Below are 17,082 nucleotides of genomic sequence, written 5' to 3' on the forward strand. Positions count from 1 at the left end.
TCCTCCTCCGGTCTGCTCGACGTGCCGCGGCCCCGTGCGAAGGCTCCGCCGCGCCGGACCGACGGACAATCCTTCTGTCGGGAATTCACGGCAGAACGCAGTGTCCGTCCAGTATGGACTAATCTTCCGCACCACGACCGGGCATCATTGTCGCCATGACCGACACCGCGACGGACACCTCCAGCGCCGATGAGCAGGGCCGCTACGTCAACCCCGGCGGCGAGTTCACCCGCGACCAGCGCTACATCGCCACCCGGATCACCGCCGACGGCCGCGACGGCTACCCCGTCGAGCCCGGCCGCTACCGGCTCGTCGTCAGCCGGGCCTGCCCGTGGGCGAGCCGGGCGGTGATCGTACGCCGGCTGCTCGGGCTGGAGCAGGCGCTGCCGATGGCGGTGGCCGGGCCGACCCACGACGCGCGCAGCTGGACGTTCGACCTGGACCCCGGCGGCCGTGATCCGGTGCTGGGCATCGAGCGGCTGCAGGACGCCTTCTTCGCGCGGTTCCCCGGTTACGAGCGCGGCATCACCGTGCCCGCGATCGTCGACGTCGCCACCGGCAAGGTGGTGACCAACGACTACGCCCCGATGACGATCGACCTGTCGCTGGAGTGGACCGCCCACCACCGGCCCGGTGCGCCCGAGCTGTACCCGGCCGCGCTGCGCGGCGAGATCGACGAGGTCAACGCCCTGGTGTTCCGGGACGTCAACAACGGCGTCTACCAGTGCGGCTTCGCCGGGTCGCAGCGGGCGTACGAGGCCGCGTACCGGCGGCTGTTCGCCCGGCTCGACGCCCTGTCACAGCTGCTGGACCGGCAGCGCTACCTGGTCGGCGACACGATCACCGAGGCCGACGTGCGGCTGTTCACGACCTTGGTGCGCTTCGACGCGGTGTATCACGGGCACTTCAAGTGCAACCGGCAGAAGCTGGCCGAGATGCCGGTGCTGTGGGCGTACGCCCGGGACCTGTTCAGCACCCCGGGGTTCGGCGACACCGTCGACTTCGGGCACATCAAGTCGCACTACTACGAGGTGCACCGCGACATCAACCCGACCGGGATCGTGCCCGCCGGCCCGGACCTGTCCGCCTGGCTCAGCCCGCACGGGCGCGAGGAGCTGGGCGGCCGCCCGTTCGGCGACGGCACGCCGCCCAGCCCGGTGCCGGCTGGCGAAACCGTGCCCCGCCTGCCCGGGGCCTAGCTCTGTAGCGCCGGGTAGCAGCAGCTGGGATGGGCGGTCCCGATCCCCCCGAACGGGTCGACGACCGCCCGTGCCGCTCATCTCAGCCGCTTGGCGCACTCCTCAGCGACGAACGCCTGCAGGTCCGGGCCCATGGTCGCGGTCGCCCCCTCGGCGTTTTCCAGCCAGGACCGCTGTCCATCGGTAAGCGTGATCAACAAGTCCTCACCGACGATTCCCTCGTCCAGCGCCACGCACCACTCATCGCGGTCCTCGCCCGATAACCCATCGTTCCACCAGGAGGACATGCTCTGCTCGTCCATGGCCTCGACGTTACGACCCAGACCTGGGCACGCGGCCGAAAACGCGTGACTCCTGGGGTGCCGTGTCGGCCGCCTCCGGATACGCCAGCTCCCCACGCGCCGCTATTGGGAGTTCAGCCGGAACGGCGTGCCGGGGCAGCTCAGGCAGGCGAAGACGCGCAACGCGTCGTCCCAGCCGACGCTCACCCCGGTGGGCCGGTCCGCGTCGCGCCACCGGGGATCCGTCCATGACGGCTCGAGGTGGCTCTCCTGCTCGGTGCGCCAGGTGCCGCCGAACGACTCGGCCGAGGTCATGGACAGCAGCAACGTCATCTCCCGCGAGCAGCCCTCGCAGGTCATCGGCAGCCGGTCGGTGCTGCCCCAGTTCGCGTAGCCGCCGGCCTTCCAGCCGCGCGCCTGCGACACCGCGTAGTACGACGGCTGCCCGAACTCGCGGCTGTCGTCGAAAGCGCGCACCTGGCTGCCGAGCGTCTCGGGCAGTTCCTGCCACCACGGATACTCGACGACCTGCTCCGGATGCAGCACGCAGGGGCGGGGGTGGAACATCTCATCCGGGACGACCGTCGGGGCGGGCGCGGGCGCCTGCGGCGCGGTGATCCCGGCCGCGCTCCGCCAGCGCAGCTGCACGGCCGGTCCGTACTGATCGCGGTCTTCGGGGTGCACGTGTGGGCACCACAGCACCTGCAACATGTCCGTTCCGGGCGGCAGCGGCAGGTCCGGCACATCCTGGGCGCGCAGCTGCGCCACCGGCAGCAGCGGGCTGGGCTCAGGCGCGGACCGGTTCACGTGAGTGATCACGTGCGTGCCGGCTTCGTCGTGGTGGATGCCGATGAACCCGGGATACTGCACGGCCGTGCTGATCGGGTCGGATCGGCGGCCCAGCCGGGCCGCCTGCTCGGGCGAGATCGGATGCCGCTCCTCCACCCGGTGCGGTCGAGCGCACCGTGGCCACGGCTCGTCGGCAGGCCACAGCAGCGGCCCGCCCACATGGCTGCCGGTGATCGACGGCACGCCGGGCCGGGGATGCAGGCGCGTCGCGGTGCGAGCGTGCGCGGCCAGCCCCGGGAACAGGTGCGCGAGGTCCAGGCGCCGGGGCACAGACGTGAACGTCATGGCCGGATGTTAGGCGCAGCGCCTGACAGGCACCGCGTCCTGCCCCGGCCTGGAGCCCTCACACCGCGGCCAGCACCGCGGGGATCTCGTCGGCGAGCTCCCGGGCCAGGAAGCCTATCCGGCCGAAGCGCGGCGCCAGGCGCTGGGCGCTGCCCGCGTGGGCGTACGCCGCCCAGCATGCCGCCTGCGCCGGCTCCGCGCCCCGGCACAGCAGGCCCGTGACGACGCCGGCGCGCACGTCCCCGCTGCCGGAGGTGCCCAGGCCGCTACCGCCGGTCTGCTCCCACCAGGTCCGCCCGTCCGGGTCGGCGATGCGCCCGAACAGCGACACCACGGCCCGGTAGCGCTTCGCGATGCGCACCGCGACGTCCATCAGGTCCTCGTCGAGTTCGCCGCCGAGCAGGTACCTGGCCTCGTCGATGTTGGGGGTGAGCACGTACGAGCCGGGCCGGCCCGCGGTGAGCGACGGGTCCTTGCTGAGCGCGCCCAGCGCGTAGGCGTCCAGCACCACGGTGGTCTCCGGCCGGGTCGCCGCCAGCACGTGCCGCAGCACGGCGGCGGCGTGGTCGATGTCGCCCAGCCCCGGACCGACCGCCACGGCCGACGCCTGCCCGGCCAGTTCGGCCAGGCGGTCGGGCAGGGCACGGTCGGCGCCGGGCTCGGGCAGGTCGAGCACCAGCGCCTCGGGCACCTGGATGCTCAGCGCCGTGGCGGTCGACTCGGCCACCGCGAGCTGGAGCACGCCCGCGCCGGCCCGCAGCGCGGCGACCCCGGCCAGCAGCACCGCGCCGGGCGTGTGCCGGGAGCCGCCGACGATCAGGGCGGTGCCGCGGCTGTCCTTGCCTCCGGCGACCTCGGGCAGCGGCCAGTCGCGCAGCAGCTGCACGGTCACGATGCTGGGTTCAGACCGGTTCGGCACGCAGGCCCTCCTCCCGGGTCGGCGTGGTGTCCCGGGCCCGCAGGTGGGCGATGTCGTTGAACAGCTGCGGCGCGAGGCGGCCGGCGCCGTCGCGGGCCCATACGCTGACCGAGGTGTTCACGATCGCCGCGGCCCGGCTCAGGTCGAGCAGCCGCTGCTCGTCGAGGTCCTCGACCAGATAGCGGATGATCTGCACGACCACGTCGTGGGTGACCAGCAGCACCCGCCGGCCGTCGTGGTCGCGGCGCAGGTCGGTCAGCAGCATCCGGATCCGCAGCGCCACGTCCGCCCACGACTCGCCGCCCGGCGGCCGGTAGTAGAACTTGCCGAGCCGTTGCCGGCGTTCGGCCTCGGTCGGATGCAGCTCCTGCACGCCGCGGGCGGTGAGCAGGTCGAGGATGCCCAGTTCCCGGTCACGCAGCCGCTCGTCACAGGACATCCGCAGATCGAGTCCGTCGGTCATGGCCTTGGCCGTGTCCACGGTGCGCAGGTAGGGCGAGACGAGCACCAGGTCGGGCTTCGGCAGGCCGGCCAGCCAGCCGTGGGTGGCGGCGGCCTGTTCCCGGCCCAGGTCCGACAGGGGCACGTCCGGGTCCCGCGGGGCGAGGTCCAGCCGCTGCGCTCCCGAACCCTCGGCGAGCAGGGCGGCGACGTTGCCGACGCTCTCGGCATGGCGTACGGCGCCCAGCCACTCCAACTCGCCCATATCTCCCCTTGTCCGCAGATGAGGTCACTGAGGTACCCGTCCGCTCGCCGTCGACACCTCTTCAGGTCCGTGATCATGAAGTTGTGCCGGGGACACGCCGTCGAACCGTGCCATAAGTTCATGATCAACACGAGGAGTCGGTCAGGGGAGGATGGCGTCGACGTAGCCGCCGTCGACGCGCAGGGCGCCGCCGGTGGTGGCGGAGGCCTGGTCTGAGCACAGGTAGGCGACCATGTTCGCGATCTCCTCCGGTTCGATCAGGCGTTGCAGCAGCGAGTACGGGCGGTGCTCGCGCATGAACTGGCGCTGCGCTTCGTCCCAGGGCAGTTCGGAGCCGACCAGTTCGGCGACGAAGGTCTCCACGCCGGCGGTGTGGGTGGGCCCGGCGATCACCGAGTTGACGGTGACGCCGGTGCCGGCGGCCGCCTTGGCGTAGCCGCGGGTGACCGCGAGCAGCGCCGTCTTGGTGACGCCGTAGTGCACCATCTCGATCGGCGTGACGACCGCGGAGTCGCTGGCGATGGACTGCACGCGCCCCCAGCCGCGCGCCATCATGCCGGGCAGGTACAGCCGGATGAGCCGCACCGCCGACAGCACGTTCACCTCGAAGAAGCGCCGCCACTCGGCGTCGTCGATCTCCAGCACCGGCTTGGCTTCGAAGATGCCGAGGTTGTTGACGAGGATGTCGAGCTGCGGCAGTGCGTCGAGCATGGCTGCCGCACCCTCCGCGGTCGCCAGGTCGGCGGCGACCGCGGTGACCTTCGCGTCCGGCACGCCGGCGCGCAGCTGGGCCGCCGCCTGCTCGGTCGACGCGCCGCGGCCGTTGACCACCACGTGCGCGCCGCTGCGCGCGAGCCGCTCGGCGATGGCGTACCCGATGCCCTGGGTGGAACCGGAGACGAGCGCGGTGCGCCCGGACAGGTCGATCATCATCGGATCATCATCGCAGCGGCACGCCCCTCACCAGGGAACATCCGGCCAAGGACGCGCCCGGTGGGGGTGGCCTCGCGGGCTCAGGCGTCGGCGGCGCCGCGCTGCTCGGCCGGTGACACCCCGACGCCCGGGCAGGGGCGTTCCAGGCTCTGCTGCTCGCGCAGGTGCGCCGGGGCCAGCCAGCGGGCCAGGTGGTATCCGGCGATGGTGACTATGGTGCCCAGCGCGATGCCGCTGAGCTGGAACGTCGGGCTGAACACGAGCGAGGTGTCGCCGATCGCGATGATGATGCCCGCGGCCAGCGGGACGAGGTTGATCGGGTTGCCGAAGTCGACCCCGTTCTCCTTCCAGATCTTCGCGCCGAGCAGGCCGATCATGCCGTACAGCACGACGGTGATGCCGCCGAGCACGCCGCCGGGAGTGGCCGAGATGACCGCGCCGAACTTCGGCGAGAAGCCGAACAGGATCGCCACGATCGCCGCGATGAAGTACGCCGCCGTGGAGTAGATCCGCGTCGCCGCCATCACCCCGATGTTCTCCGCGTACGTGGTGGTCGGCGAGCCGCCCACGGAGCTGGCCAGCACGGTGGCGACGCCGTCCGCGCCGATGGCCTTGCCCATCACCGGGTTGAGGTCGCGGCCGGTCATCTCGGCGACCGCCTTGACGTGCCCGGCGTTCTCCGCGATCAGCGCGACCACCGCGGGCAGCACCAGCAGGATGAACGCGAACGAGAAGGCGGGGGCATGCCAGCCGGCGACCTCGTTGCCGTCCGCGCCGGTGCTGGTGTGCGGAGGGAAGCCGACCCAGGGCGCGGCGGCCACGCCGGACCAGTCGACCCGGTCGTGCGTGGTCGGCCCGCTCGCGCCGGGCAGCACCGAGGTGATCGGCCCGGCGACGCGGTCGAGCAGCCAGGACAGGAGGTACCCGAAGATCAGACCGAGGAAGATGGCGATACGGCCCACGAACCCGCGCGCGGCGACCGCGACCACGATGACGAACGTCATCGTCACCAGGGCCACCCACTGGTCCTGCGGCCAGTACACGGACGCCACGACCGGGGCGAGGTTGAAGCCGATCAGCATGACCACCGCGCCGGTGACCACGGGCGGCAGCACCGCGTGCAGCACCCGGAAGCCGAGCAGGTGGATGAGCAGGCCGACCAGCGCCAGCACCAGACCGGCGACCAGGATCGCACCGGTGACCTGCGCGGAGTCGCCGCCCTGGGCCCGGATCGCCGCCACCGCGCTGACGAACGAGGCAGAGGTGCCCAGGTAGCTGGGCACGATGCCCTTGACGATGAGCAGGAAGCAGATCGTGGCGACGCCGCTCATCATGATCGCCAGCTGCGGGTTGAGGCCCATGACGATCGGGAAGACGAACGTCGCCCCGAACATGGCCACCACGTGCTGCGCGCCGAGGCCGACCATGCGGGGCCAGGACAGCCGCTCGTCGGGCGCGACGACCTGACCGGGCGGCGGCGTCCTGCCCCCGTAGACCTCACGCCAACCGAACACCGGCCACCCCACGCCCTCTCGAACCGCCCGGCCCACGGACGCCGTCCAGCGGGGGGCTGATCACAGGATGCACCGCGGCCAGGGCCGCGCACCGCGGGGCGCGCGGGCCGCGCCACGACTTTCCCGGTCTCCCCGCGCCTCCGGCGGCGCGGCCGCCTCAGAACGGCTCGCGCACCGGGTGGTCGTGCGACGCGCGGCGGACGGACAGCCACTGGGTCAGTGGGGCCAGTGGCTGCGGGTGGGCGAGGTGGTAGCCCTGGGCGTTGACGACTCCGAGCCGGGCCAGTTCGGTGAGCTCGGCGGCCGACTCGACGCCTTCGCCGGTGACCTGCATGCCGAGGCCGTGCGCGAGGTCGGTGAGCAGCTTGACGACGGCGTGGTCGCGCGGATTGTGCAGCATGCCGGAGACGAACGCCCGATCGATCTTGATGCCGTGGATGGCCAGGGTCGACAGGTATCGCAGGTTCGTCGACCCGGCGCCCATGTCGTCGAGGGTGAGCCACACGCCCTGCGCGATGAGCCGCTCCAGCCGCGGTCGGGCCGCGGCGAGGGTCTGCAGGTCCGCCTCCTCGGCCAGCTCCAGGCGCAGCCGTGACGGCGCCAGGCCGGTCTCGGCCAGGATCGCCTCGACCATCTCGTCAAAGGGTCCCGCCAGGGTGGGCGCGGACAGGTTGACGTTGACCCATTCCGGCGACCGGTCGCCCAGCGCCGCGTCCAGCCAGGCCAGGTCCAGGCAGGCCTGGCGCAGCACCCAGCGGTCCAGCGCCGGCAGGTGCCCGGCCCGCTGCGCGCCCGGCAGGAACCGGGCGGGCGCGAGCAGGCCCATGGTCGGATGCTGCCAGCGGACCAGCGCCTCGATCGACCGTACGGTACGGTCGCTGATCCGCACGATGGGCTGGTAGTACAGCCGCAGCTCGCCGTGTTCGACGGCCTGGAGCACCGTGCGGTCGACGCAGTCGACGTCGCCGGGCAGGTTGGCCTCGACCCCGACGGCCAACTCCACCTGGTTGCCGCCGGCCTGCTTGGCCCGGTACATGGCCATGTCCGCCTCGCTGACCAGGGCTTGCGGGTCCGGCCGGTCACCGGACACCGCCACGCCGACGCTGGCGTACGGGCTCAGCGCCGGGTCGCCGCCGTCGTGCGCGGCGATGGCGTGCAGGCAGCGCTGCCCCAGCTCCTGTGCTTCGTCCTCGGCCGGGTCGCTGCGGCCCATCCGGGCCAGCACGGCGAACTCGTCGCCGCCGAGGCGCGCGGCGACCTCGCCGGGCCGCAGCGCATCGTGCATGTGCCGGCCCACCAGCGTCAGCACCGCGTCGCCGGCCTGGTGGCCGTGGGAGTCGTTGATGCGCTTCATGCCGTCGATGTCGACGAACGCCACCGCGACCCGGTCCCCCTCGCCGCAGGCGTCGGAGCAGGCCGCGGCCAGCAGATCGAGGAAGTGCGCGCGGTTGGCCAGGCCGGTGAGGTCGTCGCGTACGGCGCGGTCGGCGAACTGGGTCGCCAGCTCGTCGAACAGCTGGGCCGCGGACAGCGTGCCCACGCCGCCGCCGGCGAGGTCGATGACCAGGTCGTCGTAGCGGTGGTCGGCCGCTCGCGTGCGCAGCTGGTGTGACGCCGCGGCCGCGGTGGTCGCGGCCGCCAGCCGCAGCGGCGACCAGTCGGCGATGGTGCCGACCGGACGTTGCGCCCACAGCAGCCGTCCGTAGCCGAAAGGACCCGACATGTTCTGGTCGAACCGGCTCCGCATGATCAGGCCCAGCCGGTCGCCGTCGGTGACGATCACCGCCGTCAGGTCGGGACGGGCACGAAACGCCGCCTCAAGGGACTCGCACGGGGTGTGCGCGTCCACCACGACCGCGGCACGCGCGAGCGTGCCGATGTCTCCCGTAACCGCCATGGTCACCTCCGCCGATCCGGCAGCCGGCTTAGAAGGCTAGTCACGACCAGGCAAAACATCCACACCCATCGGTGTATGTGGCGATATGAGGCGCAGGTCACTTGCCGCGCCCCACCGGTCCGGCTCCGTCGTCCGGGACGGGTGGCACCCCGGCCCTCGCGGCTGCGCCATGACGCGAGTGGGCCGACCCGGCACACCGGCCGGGTCGGCCCACGATCAGTCACCTACCTGTGGATCATCCAGGTCACGGGTAGTTGGTGACGGTGCTCGGCACGGTGGCCGTGCCCTGCGCGGGACCCCCGGTGGTGTTGATGACGTTGTCGATCACACCGTTGCCGCCCAGCGACACCGTGGACACGCTGTGGAACCTGACGTTGGGGTTGTTCGGCGTCTCGATGCCTCTCGCAGCGTGGATCGTCGGATCCACGTTGAAGTAGCAGTAGACGCCCAGACCCCAGGCCTCGTGGCTGGTCACCGTGTCGGCCACCTTGTACGCGGCGTAGCCTCTGGTGGCCCCGTTCATGTAGGCCGCCTGGTTCGGCGGGTCGTAGGGCAGCTCGTTCTGGAAGAAGATCGTCCTGCCGCCCTGGCCGTTCCAGACCACGTTGTACTTCTGGTAGTGCTCGACGAACAGACCCGTCGCCAGCACGTTGTTGCCGTTGACGATGACGCCGTAGTCGGCCGTGTTGACGGTCCAGCCGATGCCCGCGCCGTGGTCGCCGCGCCACGCCCAGATGTGGTCGATGATCACGTTGTTGCTGTTGACCAGCAGGCTGGTGGTGGCCTTGCCGGCGTGCGCACCGCCGATCCGGAAGAACACGTCCGAGATCGACGTCGGGTTGCCGGCGTGGCTGGCCGACGACCCGTTCGGGCCGAGCTGCAGCAGCACCGGCGAGTTGACCGGGCCCGCGTCGAACAGCAGGCCGGCGATCTTCACGCCGTCCACGTCCGCCACCGACATCGGGATGGCCCCGGTGTCCGGGATGATCGTCGCGTAGCCGAGACCCAGCACCACGGTGTCGGCCCGGTTGACGTTGATCGTGCCGCTGATGTGGTAGACGCCCGGCGTGAACAGCAGGTGCAGGCCCTGCGCCAGCGCCTGGTTGATGCGCGCCGCGCTGTCGCCCGGCTTGGCCACGTAGAACGAGGTCAGCGGGAGCGAGGTGCCGGGCGTGGAGCCGCTCGCCCAGGTGGTGCCGGAGGCGTTGTTGCGCAGGGACGGGACGAAGACCCGGTAGTTGCCGCCGCTGTCGAGGTACAGGTACGGCTTCTCCCGGCTCTGCGGGGTGGTGGCCAGCGTGGTGTAGACCGGGTTCGGGAAGCCGTTGGCCGGTGCGCCGACGACGCCCGAGAACACCATGTTCCACACGCCGTTGACCCAGCTGCCGATCTGGCTGTCCCGGGTGTACCACTGCTGCTGCGAGTACGGCCCGACCGCGCCGGAGACCCGGCTGTCGGCGATGTAGCCGCCACTGGCCCAGCCGTAGCCGTTCGGGGCCAGGTTCAGGTCGCCGTGGATGTCCATCCGCCGGAACGGCGCGGCCTGCGAGACGGCCCACCGGGTGAACCCGGCCGACGGGTAGATCGACAGGTTCTCCGCCGAGCGCCAGAAGTTCTGCGTGGCGTTGCCCTGGAACCAGCCCGCGTCCACGGTGACGTCACCGTTGATGCGCACGTCACCGGGGTTCTGGCCGAGACCCATGATCGAGGTGTAGAAGCCGATCTGGGCGTTGAACCCGCTGTAGGTGCCCGGCTTGAACGCCAGCGCGTAGCGCTGCAGGCCGAACTGGTTGGACTCCATCTCGGTGAAGATGGTGTTGACCTGCGCCTGGATCGTCGCCCCGGACATGGACGGGTCGAAGACCTTCACGTTCGGGCCGAGCGAGCCGCCGCCGGGGATGACCTCGCCGCTGGGGCTGGGCGAGGGCTGCGTGCTGGGGCTGGCACTGGGCGAGGTCGGGGTGCCGGAGCGCACGGCGACCTCCCACAGCGAGTAGCCCCAGCCGGTGGCCCGGGCCGTCATGTAGATCCGCACGTAGCGCGCCGAGGCTGACGCGTTGATCGTGGCGGTGCCGCCGGTGCCGGTGGTGGTGCTCCAGACCGTGGTCCAGCTGGTCGCGTTGGCCGACACCTGGATCTGGTACGCCGTGGCGTAGGCACCTTCCCAGGTCAGGATCACCTGGCAGATCGGGGTGGCCACGCCGAGGTCGATCTGCACCCACTGCGGGTCGGCGAAGGCGCTGGACCAGCGGGTGGTGCCGCTGCCGTCGACGGCGTTGGAGGCCGGCGTGCCGGCGTTCTCGACCGAGGAGGCGGTGGCGGGCTTGCCCTGGGCAACGTTCGCGGTGCCGCAGCCGCCGGAGCCGCCGCCGATCTCGCCGTAGACCTGGAACTCCCACAGCGAGTAGCCGTAGCCGGTCGCCCGCGCGGTGCCGTTGACCCGCACGTAGCGGCCGGAGCCGGTCACGTTGATCGTCTGCACGCCGCCGGTGCTGGTGGTCGTGCTGTAGACGGTGGTCCAGCTCGTGCCGTTGGCCGAGGTCTGGATCTGGTACGCGGTGGCGTACGCCGCCTCCCAGCGCAGGATGACCTGGCTGAGGGTGGCGGTGTCACCGAGGTCCACCTGGATCCACTGCGGGTCGCTGGCGGCACTGGACCAGCGGGTGCCGTTGTTGCCGTCGACCGCGGCCGTCGCGGGCGTGCCCGCGTTCTCCACCGACGACGCGGTGACGGGCTTGCCCTGCGACAGCAGGGTCACCGCGGCGTTCGCCGTGCTGTTGCCGATCACGACCAGGTAGGCCATGAGCAGTACGCCGACGACTGCGAGGACGAGGGCGTACAGAGGTCTGCCGCGGGATACGGCCAGACGGGGGACGGATTGCATCTCTTCTCCCTGCTAGGGGACTGGACGACGGGGCCGACCGGCCTGTGCGATCAGGACGGTCGGTGGACGGTAGAGAGCGCTCTCTGAAACAGAGAGTTGTCGTTTGTTCGATAGCTGTCAAGGGCGTGTTTCCGCCGTGTGTCGCGGAGATCCGTTGAGAAGGTGCCCAGGCAGCGCTTTTGTTGCCGGGTACTGCATTCCGGAGGACGAGTTGGCACGGCCCCGTTTCTTGGATCATGGGAGAGCGATTGCCCACGATCGACGGCGAGCGGCGGGCGCGTGTCGCGAGGACCGGCGGCCGTCGGGACGAACGGTCGGTGACCTCCTGCGCTGGCGAACGGCGCGAGAATGTCCGATCATGTGGCGGAGAATGTGGCATCTGCTGCACAAATGCACGCCGGCCTGGTTAGGCGGGGTTCCCGCCGGGTACTGACGGCTTGCCACGCGCGCCGAGGAAAGGGACCCCATGGCGGATGCGGTGACCGTTGACGAGATCAACCCGGGTGACCACGCCTGCCTGACGTTCACCGACCCGGACGAGCGGCTGGACCTGGTCGCCGAGTTCGTCGCGGACGGCCTGCACCGCGGTCAGCGCGTCATCTGCTTCACCGGCGCGCTGACCCCGGACGAACTGGCCGAGGAGTTCGCCATGCGCGAGGTGGCCACCGCGTCCGCCATCGGCCGCGGCCAACTCACGCTGTATGCCAGCCAGGACGCCCCGGCCGTGGACGGCGGGGCGACCGCCGAGCGCATGGTCGCCCTGATCGCGCAGGAGCGGCACCAGGCTGCCCGGCGCGGCATGCCTGGGCTGCGGGTCAGCGCGGACATGTGCTGGGCGGGCCGGCCGATCGCCGTCGACCAGCTCGTCGCCTTCGAGCAGCAGGCCGCGAGCCTGTTCACCGACGGGCGGCTGACCGCGATCTGCCAGTACGACCGCGAGACGTTCGACTCGGTGACATTGGCGTTCGCCACCGACGCCCATCACAAGACGGTCGCGGCACTGGCCTACCACGACACGCCCCTGTTGCGGATCTGCCGCCAGCACCGCCCGCCGGGGGTGCGCATCGCCGGCGAGATGGACTACACCCATCTGCAGCCCCTGCAGCAGGCGCTGACCGAGGCGCTGCGCCTGGACGACAACATCCACCTGAACCTGAGCAAGCTGCGTTTCATCGACGTCACGGCGGCGACGGCCATCGTGAAGGCCGCCGCGACGCTGCCCGCCGGGCGGCGCATGACCGTCTCGTGCCCGGCCGCGGTCGCCGTGGTGATCGACGCGGTCGGCGCTGAACACGTGCCGCAGCTGGCGCTGCCGAGGCAGTCATGACGGGCGCCGACCAGTTCCAGGATCCTTCGCCCGCGGTGGCGGAGTCGATGGGGCTGGACACCGTCTTCGTCGCCGACGACCTGTACTCGCTGCGCGCGGCGGTCGCCGCGCACGCGGGCGAATTCGGGCTGGCCGAGCCGGGACTGGGCAGGCTGCTGGTGGTCGCCACGGAACTCGCCACCAACGCCATCCGGCACGGCGGCGGGCGTGGCCGGCTGCGCCTGTGGCGTCGGGACAGCGTGATCCTCTGCGAGGTCAGCGACGACGGCCCGGGTATCGCCGACACCGCGGGCGCGGGCATGCGTCAGGTGCCGCTGAGCACCGAGGGCGGGCGCGGGCTCTGGGTGGTCCGCCAGTTCACCGACGAGATGACGATCGCCGGCCGGGACCCCGGCACCACCGTGACCGTCAAGATCCAGCTCTGATCCGGTTCACTCCGCGAGGCCCGTGTCATGGGCCAGCAGCGCGATCTGCACCCGGTTGTTCAGCTCCAGCTTCGCCAGCAGGCGCGACACGTACGCCTTGACCGTGGCGACGCTCATGTGCAGCAGCGCACCGATCTCGGCGTTCGACAGGCCCTGCCCGATCGCCGCCGCCACCTCCCGCTCCCGCTCGGTCAGCCGGCCCAGCGACCGCCGGGCGTGCGCCGCACGGGCGCTCGCGGTGCCCGCGGTGACCTGGTCGATGAGCTGCCGGGTGACCGACGGCGACAGCATCGGCTCCCCCGCCGCGACCCGGCGCAGGGCACGCACCAGCTCCGCGGGCGGCGTGTCCTTGAGCAGGAAGCCGCTGGCCCCGGCCCGCAGCGCCCGCAGCACCTGCTCGTCGGCGTCGAAGGTGGTCAGCACGACCACGTCCGGCGCGTCCGGCCGGCGGCGCAGCAGCTCGGTGGCGGACAGCCCGTCCACGCGCGGCATGCGGATGTCCATCAGCACGATGTCGGGCGCGTGCGCGGCCACCGCCGCGGGCACCTCGGCACCGTCGGCCGCCTCACCGACGACCCGCAGGTCGTCCAGGCCCGTCAGCATCATCGACAGGCCTGCCCGCACCAGCGGGTCGTCGTCGACGATCAGCAGCCGGATCACGCCGGCCACGGCTGCCACGTCCACAGCCGGAAGTCGCCCGCCGGGGTGCGGCCGTGCTCGATCCGCCCGCCGGCCAGCGACACCCGCTCGGCGAGGCCGACCAGACCGGTGCCGGTGCCCGGGATCGCCGCCGCGGACGCGCCGCTCAACGGCGCCCGGCTGAGCACCTCGACGGTGAGGCCGTCCGCGGGCTCGCCGGTGACCGCCACCTGCACCAGGGCGCCAGGGGCGTGCTTACGGGCGTTGGTCAGCCCCTCCTGCACCACGCGGTAGGCGGTCCGCCCCGCGTGCGCGGGCAGCTCGGCCGGGTCCGGCAGCCGCTGGGTCAGCTGCACCCGCATGCCCGCCGACAGCGACTCGGCGACCAACTCGGGCAGGTCGGACAGGGTGGGCTGGGGCCGTTGCGGCTCGTCGCCGGACTCGTCGGGCGTGCGGAGCACCCCGATGACGGCGCGCAGATCCTGCAGGGCCTGGTGGGCGCTGTCGCGGATGACGCCCGCGGCGCGGGCCACCTCCTCGGGCGGGGTGTCCGGCCGGAACTCCAGTGCCCCCGCGTGCAGGCTGAGCAGCGAGATCCGGTGCGCGAGCACGTCGTGCATCTCCCGCGCGATGCGGGTGCGCTCCAGCTGGCGGGCCTGGGCCATCCGCAGCTCCTGCTCGGCCTCGGCGCGCACGGCCCGCTCCCGCAGCGAGCGCACCAGCTGCCGCCGTGCCCCGACCACCAGCGCCCACCCGGTGATCATGGCGAGCACCAGCCAGGTCCACGCGACCGAGCCCCAGAAGGACATGTCCCGGTCGGGATACAGGTGCAGGTACGGCAGCGACAGCACGGCGTGGCCCGCGCCGACCGCCAGCACCGCGCCCAGCCGCCCCCGCGCACCGAGCGTGAGCAGGGCGACCACGGCCGCGCCACCGGACAGTGGCGAGAACGCCCCGGCCACTGCCGTCGCGACGGCCAGCGCGAGCGGGAAACGTCGACGCCAGAACAGCGCCAGGCACAACATCGCGCCCGCGGCCAGGTCGGCGAGCTGGATCAGTTCCGGCACCGGCCGCCCAGCCGCCTCCGTGTCGTACACGGTCAAGCCGATGAGCACCGCGAAGACGAAGCAGGCGACGTCCACCGCCCAGTCCCGGGCGGTGCGCCGCTGCGCGATGCCGTCCGGCAGGTCGCCCGGCAGCAGGTGACGCAGCAGGCGTGGGGGGTGAGCGGGGGTCACAGCGGTCGTCATGGTGGCCTCCAGGGTACGTGCGGCCTGGTCGAGCGGGTACCGACTTTGGTCTACGCCTGCCGTCGACCGAAGTCCGCGATCGTCGCCCTGCGGCCGCTGCGGCTCGCGCCCCGCGCCAGCCACGCTGGTACGCATGATCGAAGTCGCTCATCTCACCAAGCGCTACGGCGCGCAGACGGCCGTCGACGACGTGTCGTTCCGCTGCACGCCCGGCACCGTCACCGGCTTCCTCGGCCCGAACGGGGCCGGCAAGTCCACCACCATGCGGATGATCTGCGGACTCACCCCGCCGACCGGCGGCCACGCCACCGTCGCCGGCCGGCCCTACCGGCAGCTGCCGAACCCGGGTCGCGAGGTCGGCATCCTGCTCGACGCCTCCGCCCAGCACCCCGGCCGCACCGGCCGGGAGACGCTCACCCTGGCCGCGCAGCTGCTCCGGGTGCCCACCGGCCGGGTCTGCGAGCTGCTGGCGCGGGTCGACCTGCCTGCCGCGGCCGCGCGCAAGCGGGTCGGCGACTACTCGCTGGGCATGCGCCAGCGTCTCGGCCTGGCCCAGGCGCTGCTCGGCGAGCCGCGGGCGCTGATCCTCGACGAGCCCGCCAACGGCCTGGATCCCGAGGGCATCTTCTGGATGCGTGGCCTGCTGCGCGACTTCGCCGACCGGGGCGGCACCGTGCTGCTCTCCTCGCACCTGCTGCGCGAGGTCGAGGCGGTCGCCGACCGGCTCGTCATGATCGGCAACGGGCGGGTCGTCGCCCAGGGCGCCAAGGACGAGCTGCTCTCCGGCGCCGGGATGCGGGTGCGCACCCTGGATCCCGCCGCGTTGCAGGCGGCGCTGGCTACCGCCGGGCTGGCCACCGCCCCGGCCGACGGCGGCGCGCTGCTCGTCGACGCCGAAGCCGAGGCCGTCGGCCGGGCCGCCGCTGCGGCGGGTGTCGTGCTGCTCGAACTGCAGCCCGGCCGGGCCCGCGGCCTGGAGGAGATGTTCCTCAGCCTCACCAACGGCGCCACCGCCCCCGAAGGGACCGCCCGATGACCGTCACCGCCCCCGTCCGTGACATCCCCGCCGTCGCGACCGCGTCCCACTCCCCCATCCCGCTGTGGCGGCTGACCGCCGTCGAGCTGCGCAAGATGGCCGACACCCGCTCCGGCGCGTGGCTGCTGGGCGTGGTCGGGCTGCTCGCCGTGGCCGTCGTCACCGTGCTGTCGCTGACCGCCGACGCACCGCAGTTCGACTTCGGCGGGCTGCTCGGCCCGACGGTGCTGCCCGCGGCCGTGCTGCTGCCGGTGCTCGGCGTGCTGTCGGTGACCAGCGAGTGGTCCCAGCGCACCACGCTCACCACGTACGCGCTGGTGCCGCGGCGGATGCGGGTCGCCGCCGCGAAGGTGCTCGCGGCGCTGGCGCTGGCCGTGCTGGCGTACGCCGCGTGCCTGGCCGCCACCGCGGCGGCGCTGCCGTTCGCGGGCGGCCCCGACCCGTGGCACCTGCCCGCCGCGGCGCTCGGCAAGGCGGGCCTGTTCCTGGTCGTCAACGTGCTGCTCGGGGTGGCGTTCGGCATGCTGCTGCTCAACTCGGCCCTGGCGATCGTGCTGTACTTCGTGCTGCCGATCGCGTGGAGCATCCTCGGCGAGATGGTCACCGCGCTGGCCCGCCCGGCACAGTGGCTGGACCTGTCGGTGACCTCGGGCCTGCTGCTGGAGCCCGTCATGACCGGCCGCGACTGGGCCAGGCTGGGCACGTCCGTCGCGGTCTGGATCGTGGTCCCGCTGGTGCTGGGCCTGATCCGGGTATCCCGGCGCGAGGTCAAATAGGCCCGCCCGCACGTCGAGACGCGCCGCGCGGCGACTCAGCGCGGCGCGCCCGGCGCGGCGGTGTCCGGGCGGCGCGGTCGCGGCCGGTCGTTTCGGTGGCCGTGGACGGCGTCGGCCGCCGCCAGCCCGTGGACACCACGTGTTCGCCTGCCGTCCACTCGT

Annotated in this window: 15 protein-coding genes; 5 read left to right on the forward strand and 10 right to left on the reverse strand. The window is 72.3% G+C overall.

Annotation, left to right across the window (positions count from 1 at the left end; all coding sequences use genetic code 11):
- Positions 1-155: 155 nt before the first annotated feature.
- Positions 156-1,199, forward strand: coding sequence for a glutathione S-transferase family protein (locus tag F9C41_RS04040; RefSeq protein WP_155385192.1), 1,044 nt, complete (start codon positions 156-158; stop codon positions 1,197-1,199).
- Positions 1,200-1,276: 77 nt separating this feature from the next.
- On the opposite strand, the gene F9C41_RS04045 is transcribed toward F9C41_RS04040, so the two are convergent.
- The 8 genes from F9C41_RS04045 to F9C41_RS04080 all read right to left on the reverse strand — a co-directional run bounded on the left by F9C41_RS04045 (position 1,277) and on the right by F9C41_RS04080 (position 11,467).
- Positions 1,277-1,501 (reverse strand): hypothetical protein, encoded by a 225-nt coding sequence (locus F9C41_RS04045; protein WP_155385193.1) that lies wholly within the window; start codon positions 1,499-1,501, stop codon positions 1,277-1,279.
- Positions 1,502-1,603: 102 nt separating this feature from the next.
- Positions 1,604-2,614 (reverse strand): hypothetical protein, encoded by a 1,011-nt coding sequence (locus F9C41_RS04050; RefSeq protein ID WP_155385194.1) that lies wholly within the window; start codon positions 2,612-2,614, stop codon positions 1,604-1,606.
- A 58-nt stretch (positions 2,615-2,672) separates the two neighbouring features.
- Positions 2,673-3,533, reverse strand: a complete 861-nt coding sequence (locus F9C41_RS04055; protein WP_155385195.1) for an NAD(P)H-hydrate dehydratase — start codon at positions 3,531-3,533, stop codon at positions 2,673-2,675.
- Positions 3,517-4,239 (reverse strand): histidine phosphatase family protein, encoded by a 723-nt coding sequence (locus F9C41_RS04060; protein WP_155385196.1) that lies wholly within the window; start codon positions 4,237-4,239, stop codon positions 3,517-3,519. The genes F9C41_RS04055 and F9C41_RS04060 overlap by 17 nt, the downstream gene beginning before the upstream one ends.
- A 141-nt stretch (positions 4,240-4,380) precedes the next feature.
- The gene (locus tag F9C41_RS04065) at positions 4,381-5,172 is read right to left on the reverse strand and encodes an SDR family NAD(P)-dependent oxidoreductase (RefSeq protein ID WP_155385197.1); all 792 of its coding nucleotides are present in this window, start codon (positions 5,170-5,172) and stop codon (positions 4,381-4,383) included.
- 80 nt (positions 5,173-5,252) lie between these two features.
- Positions 5,253-6,686, reverse strand: a complete 1,434-nt coding sequence (locus F9C41_RS04070) for a uracil-xanthine permease family protein (protein WP_230689276.1) — start codon at positions 6,684-6,686, stop codon at positions 5,253-5,255.
- A gap of 157 nt (positions 6,687-6,843) precedes the next feature.
- Positions 6,844-8,583 (reverse strand): putative bifunctional diguanylate cyclase/phosphodiesterase, encoded by a 1,740-nt coding sequence (locus tag F9C41_RS04075; protein ID WP_155385198.1) that lies wholly within the window; start codon positions 8,581-8,583, stop codon positions 6,844-6,846.
- A 244-nt stretch (positions 8,584-8,827) separates the two neighbouring features.
- Positions 8,828-11,467, reverse strand: a complete 2,640-nt coding sequence (locus F9C41_RS04080; RefSeq protein ID WP_230689277.1) for a discoidin domain-containing protein — start codon at positions 11,465-11,467, stop codon at positions 8,828-8,830.
- 466 nt (positions 11,468-11,933) lie between these two features.
- Between F9C41_RS04080 and F9C41_RS04085 the strand changes: the two genes are divergently transcribed.
- A complete protein-coding gene (locus F9C41_RS04085; RefSeq protein WP_155385199.1) occupies positions 11,934-12,794 on the forward strand; it encodes an MEDS domain-containing protein in 861 nt (286 codons plus the stop codon).
- Entirely contained in the window at positions 12,791-13,219 is a 429-nt protein-coding gene (locus F9C41_RS04090; RefSeq protein ID WP_155385200.1) for an ATP-binding protein, read from the forward strand. Before F9C41_RS04085 ends, F9C41_RS04090 begins: the two co-directional genes overlap by 4 nt.
- A 6-nt stretch (positions 13,220-13,225) precedes the next feature.
- On the opposite strand, the gene F9C41_RS04095 is transcribed toward F9C41_RS04090, so the two are convergent.
- Positions 13,226-13,897, reverse strand: a complete 672-nt coding sequence (locus F9C41_RS04095) for a response regulator (protein ID WP_269058893.1) — start codon at positions 13,895-13,897, stop codon at positions 13,226-13,228.
- On the reverse strand, positions 13,876-15,108 hold the full coding sequence (locus F9C41_RS04100) for a sensor histidine kinase (RefSeq protein WP_155385201.1): 1,233 nt from the start codon (positions 15,106-15,108) through the stop codon (positions 13,876-13,878). Before F9C41_RS04100 ends, F9C41_RS04095 begins: the two co-directional genes overlap by 22 nt.
- Before the next feature lie 133 nt (positions 15,109-15,241).
- Between F9C41_RS04100 and F9C41_RS04105 the strand changes: the two genes are divergently transcribed.
- On the forward strand, positions 15,242-16,144 hold the full coding sequence (locus F9C41_RS04105) for an ABC transporter ATP-binding protein (RefSeq protein WP_155385202.1): 903 nt from the start codon (positions 15,242-15,244) through the stop codon (positions 16,142-16,144).
- Positions 16,141-16,920, forward strand: coding sequence for an ABC transporter permease (locus F9C41_RS04110; RefSeq protein WP_155385203.1), 780 nt, complete (start codon positions 16,141-16,143; stop codon positions 16,918-16,920). The genes F9C41_RS04105 and F9C41_RS04110 overlap by 4 nt, the downstream gene beginning before the upstream one ends.
- The last annotated feature ends 162 nt before the right edge of the window (positions 16,921-17,082 follow it).

The organism is Catellatospora paridis (assembly GCF_009720365.1).
In the GTDB taxonomy this organism is placed as follows: Bacteria; Actinomycetota; Actinomycetes; order Mycobacteriales; family Micromonosporaceae; genus Catellatospora; species Catellatospora paridis.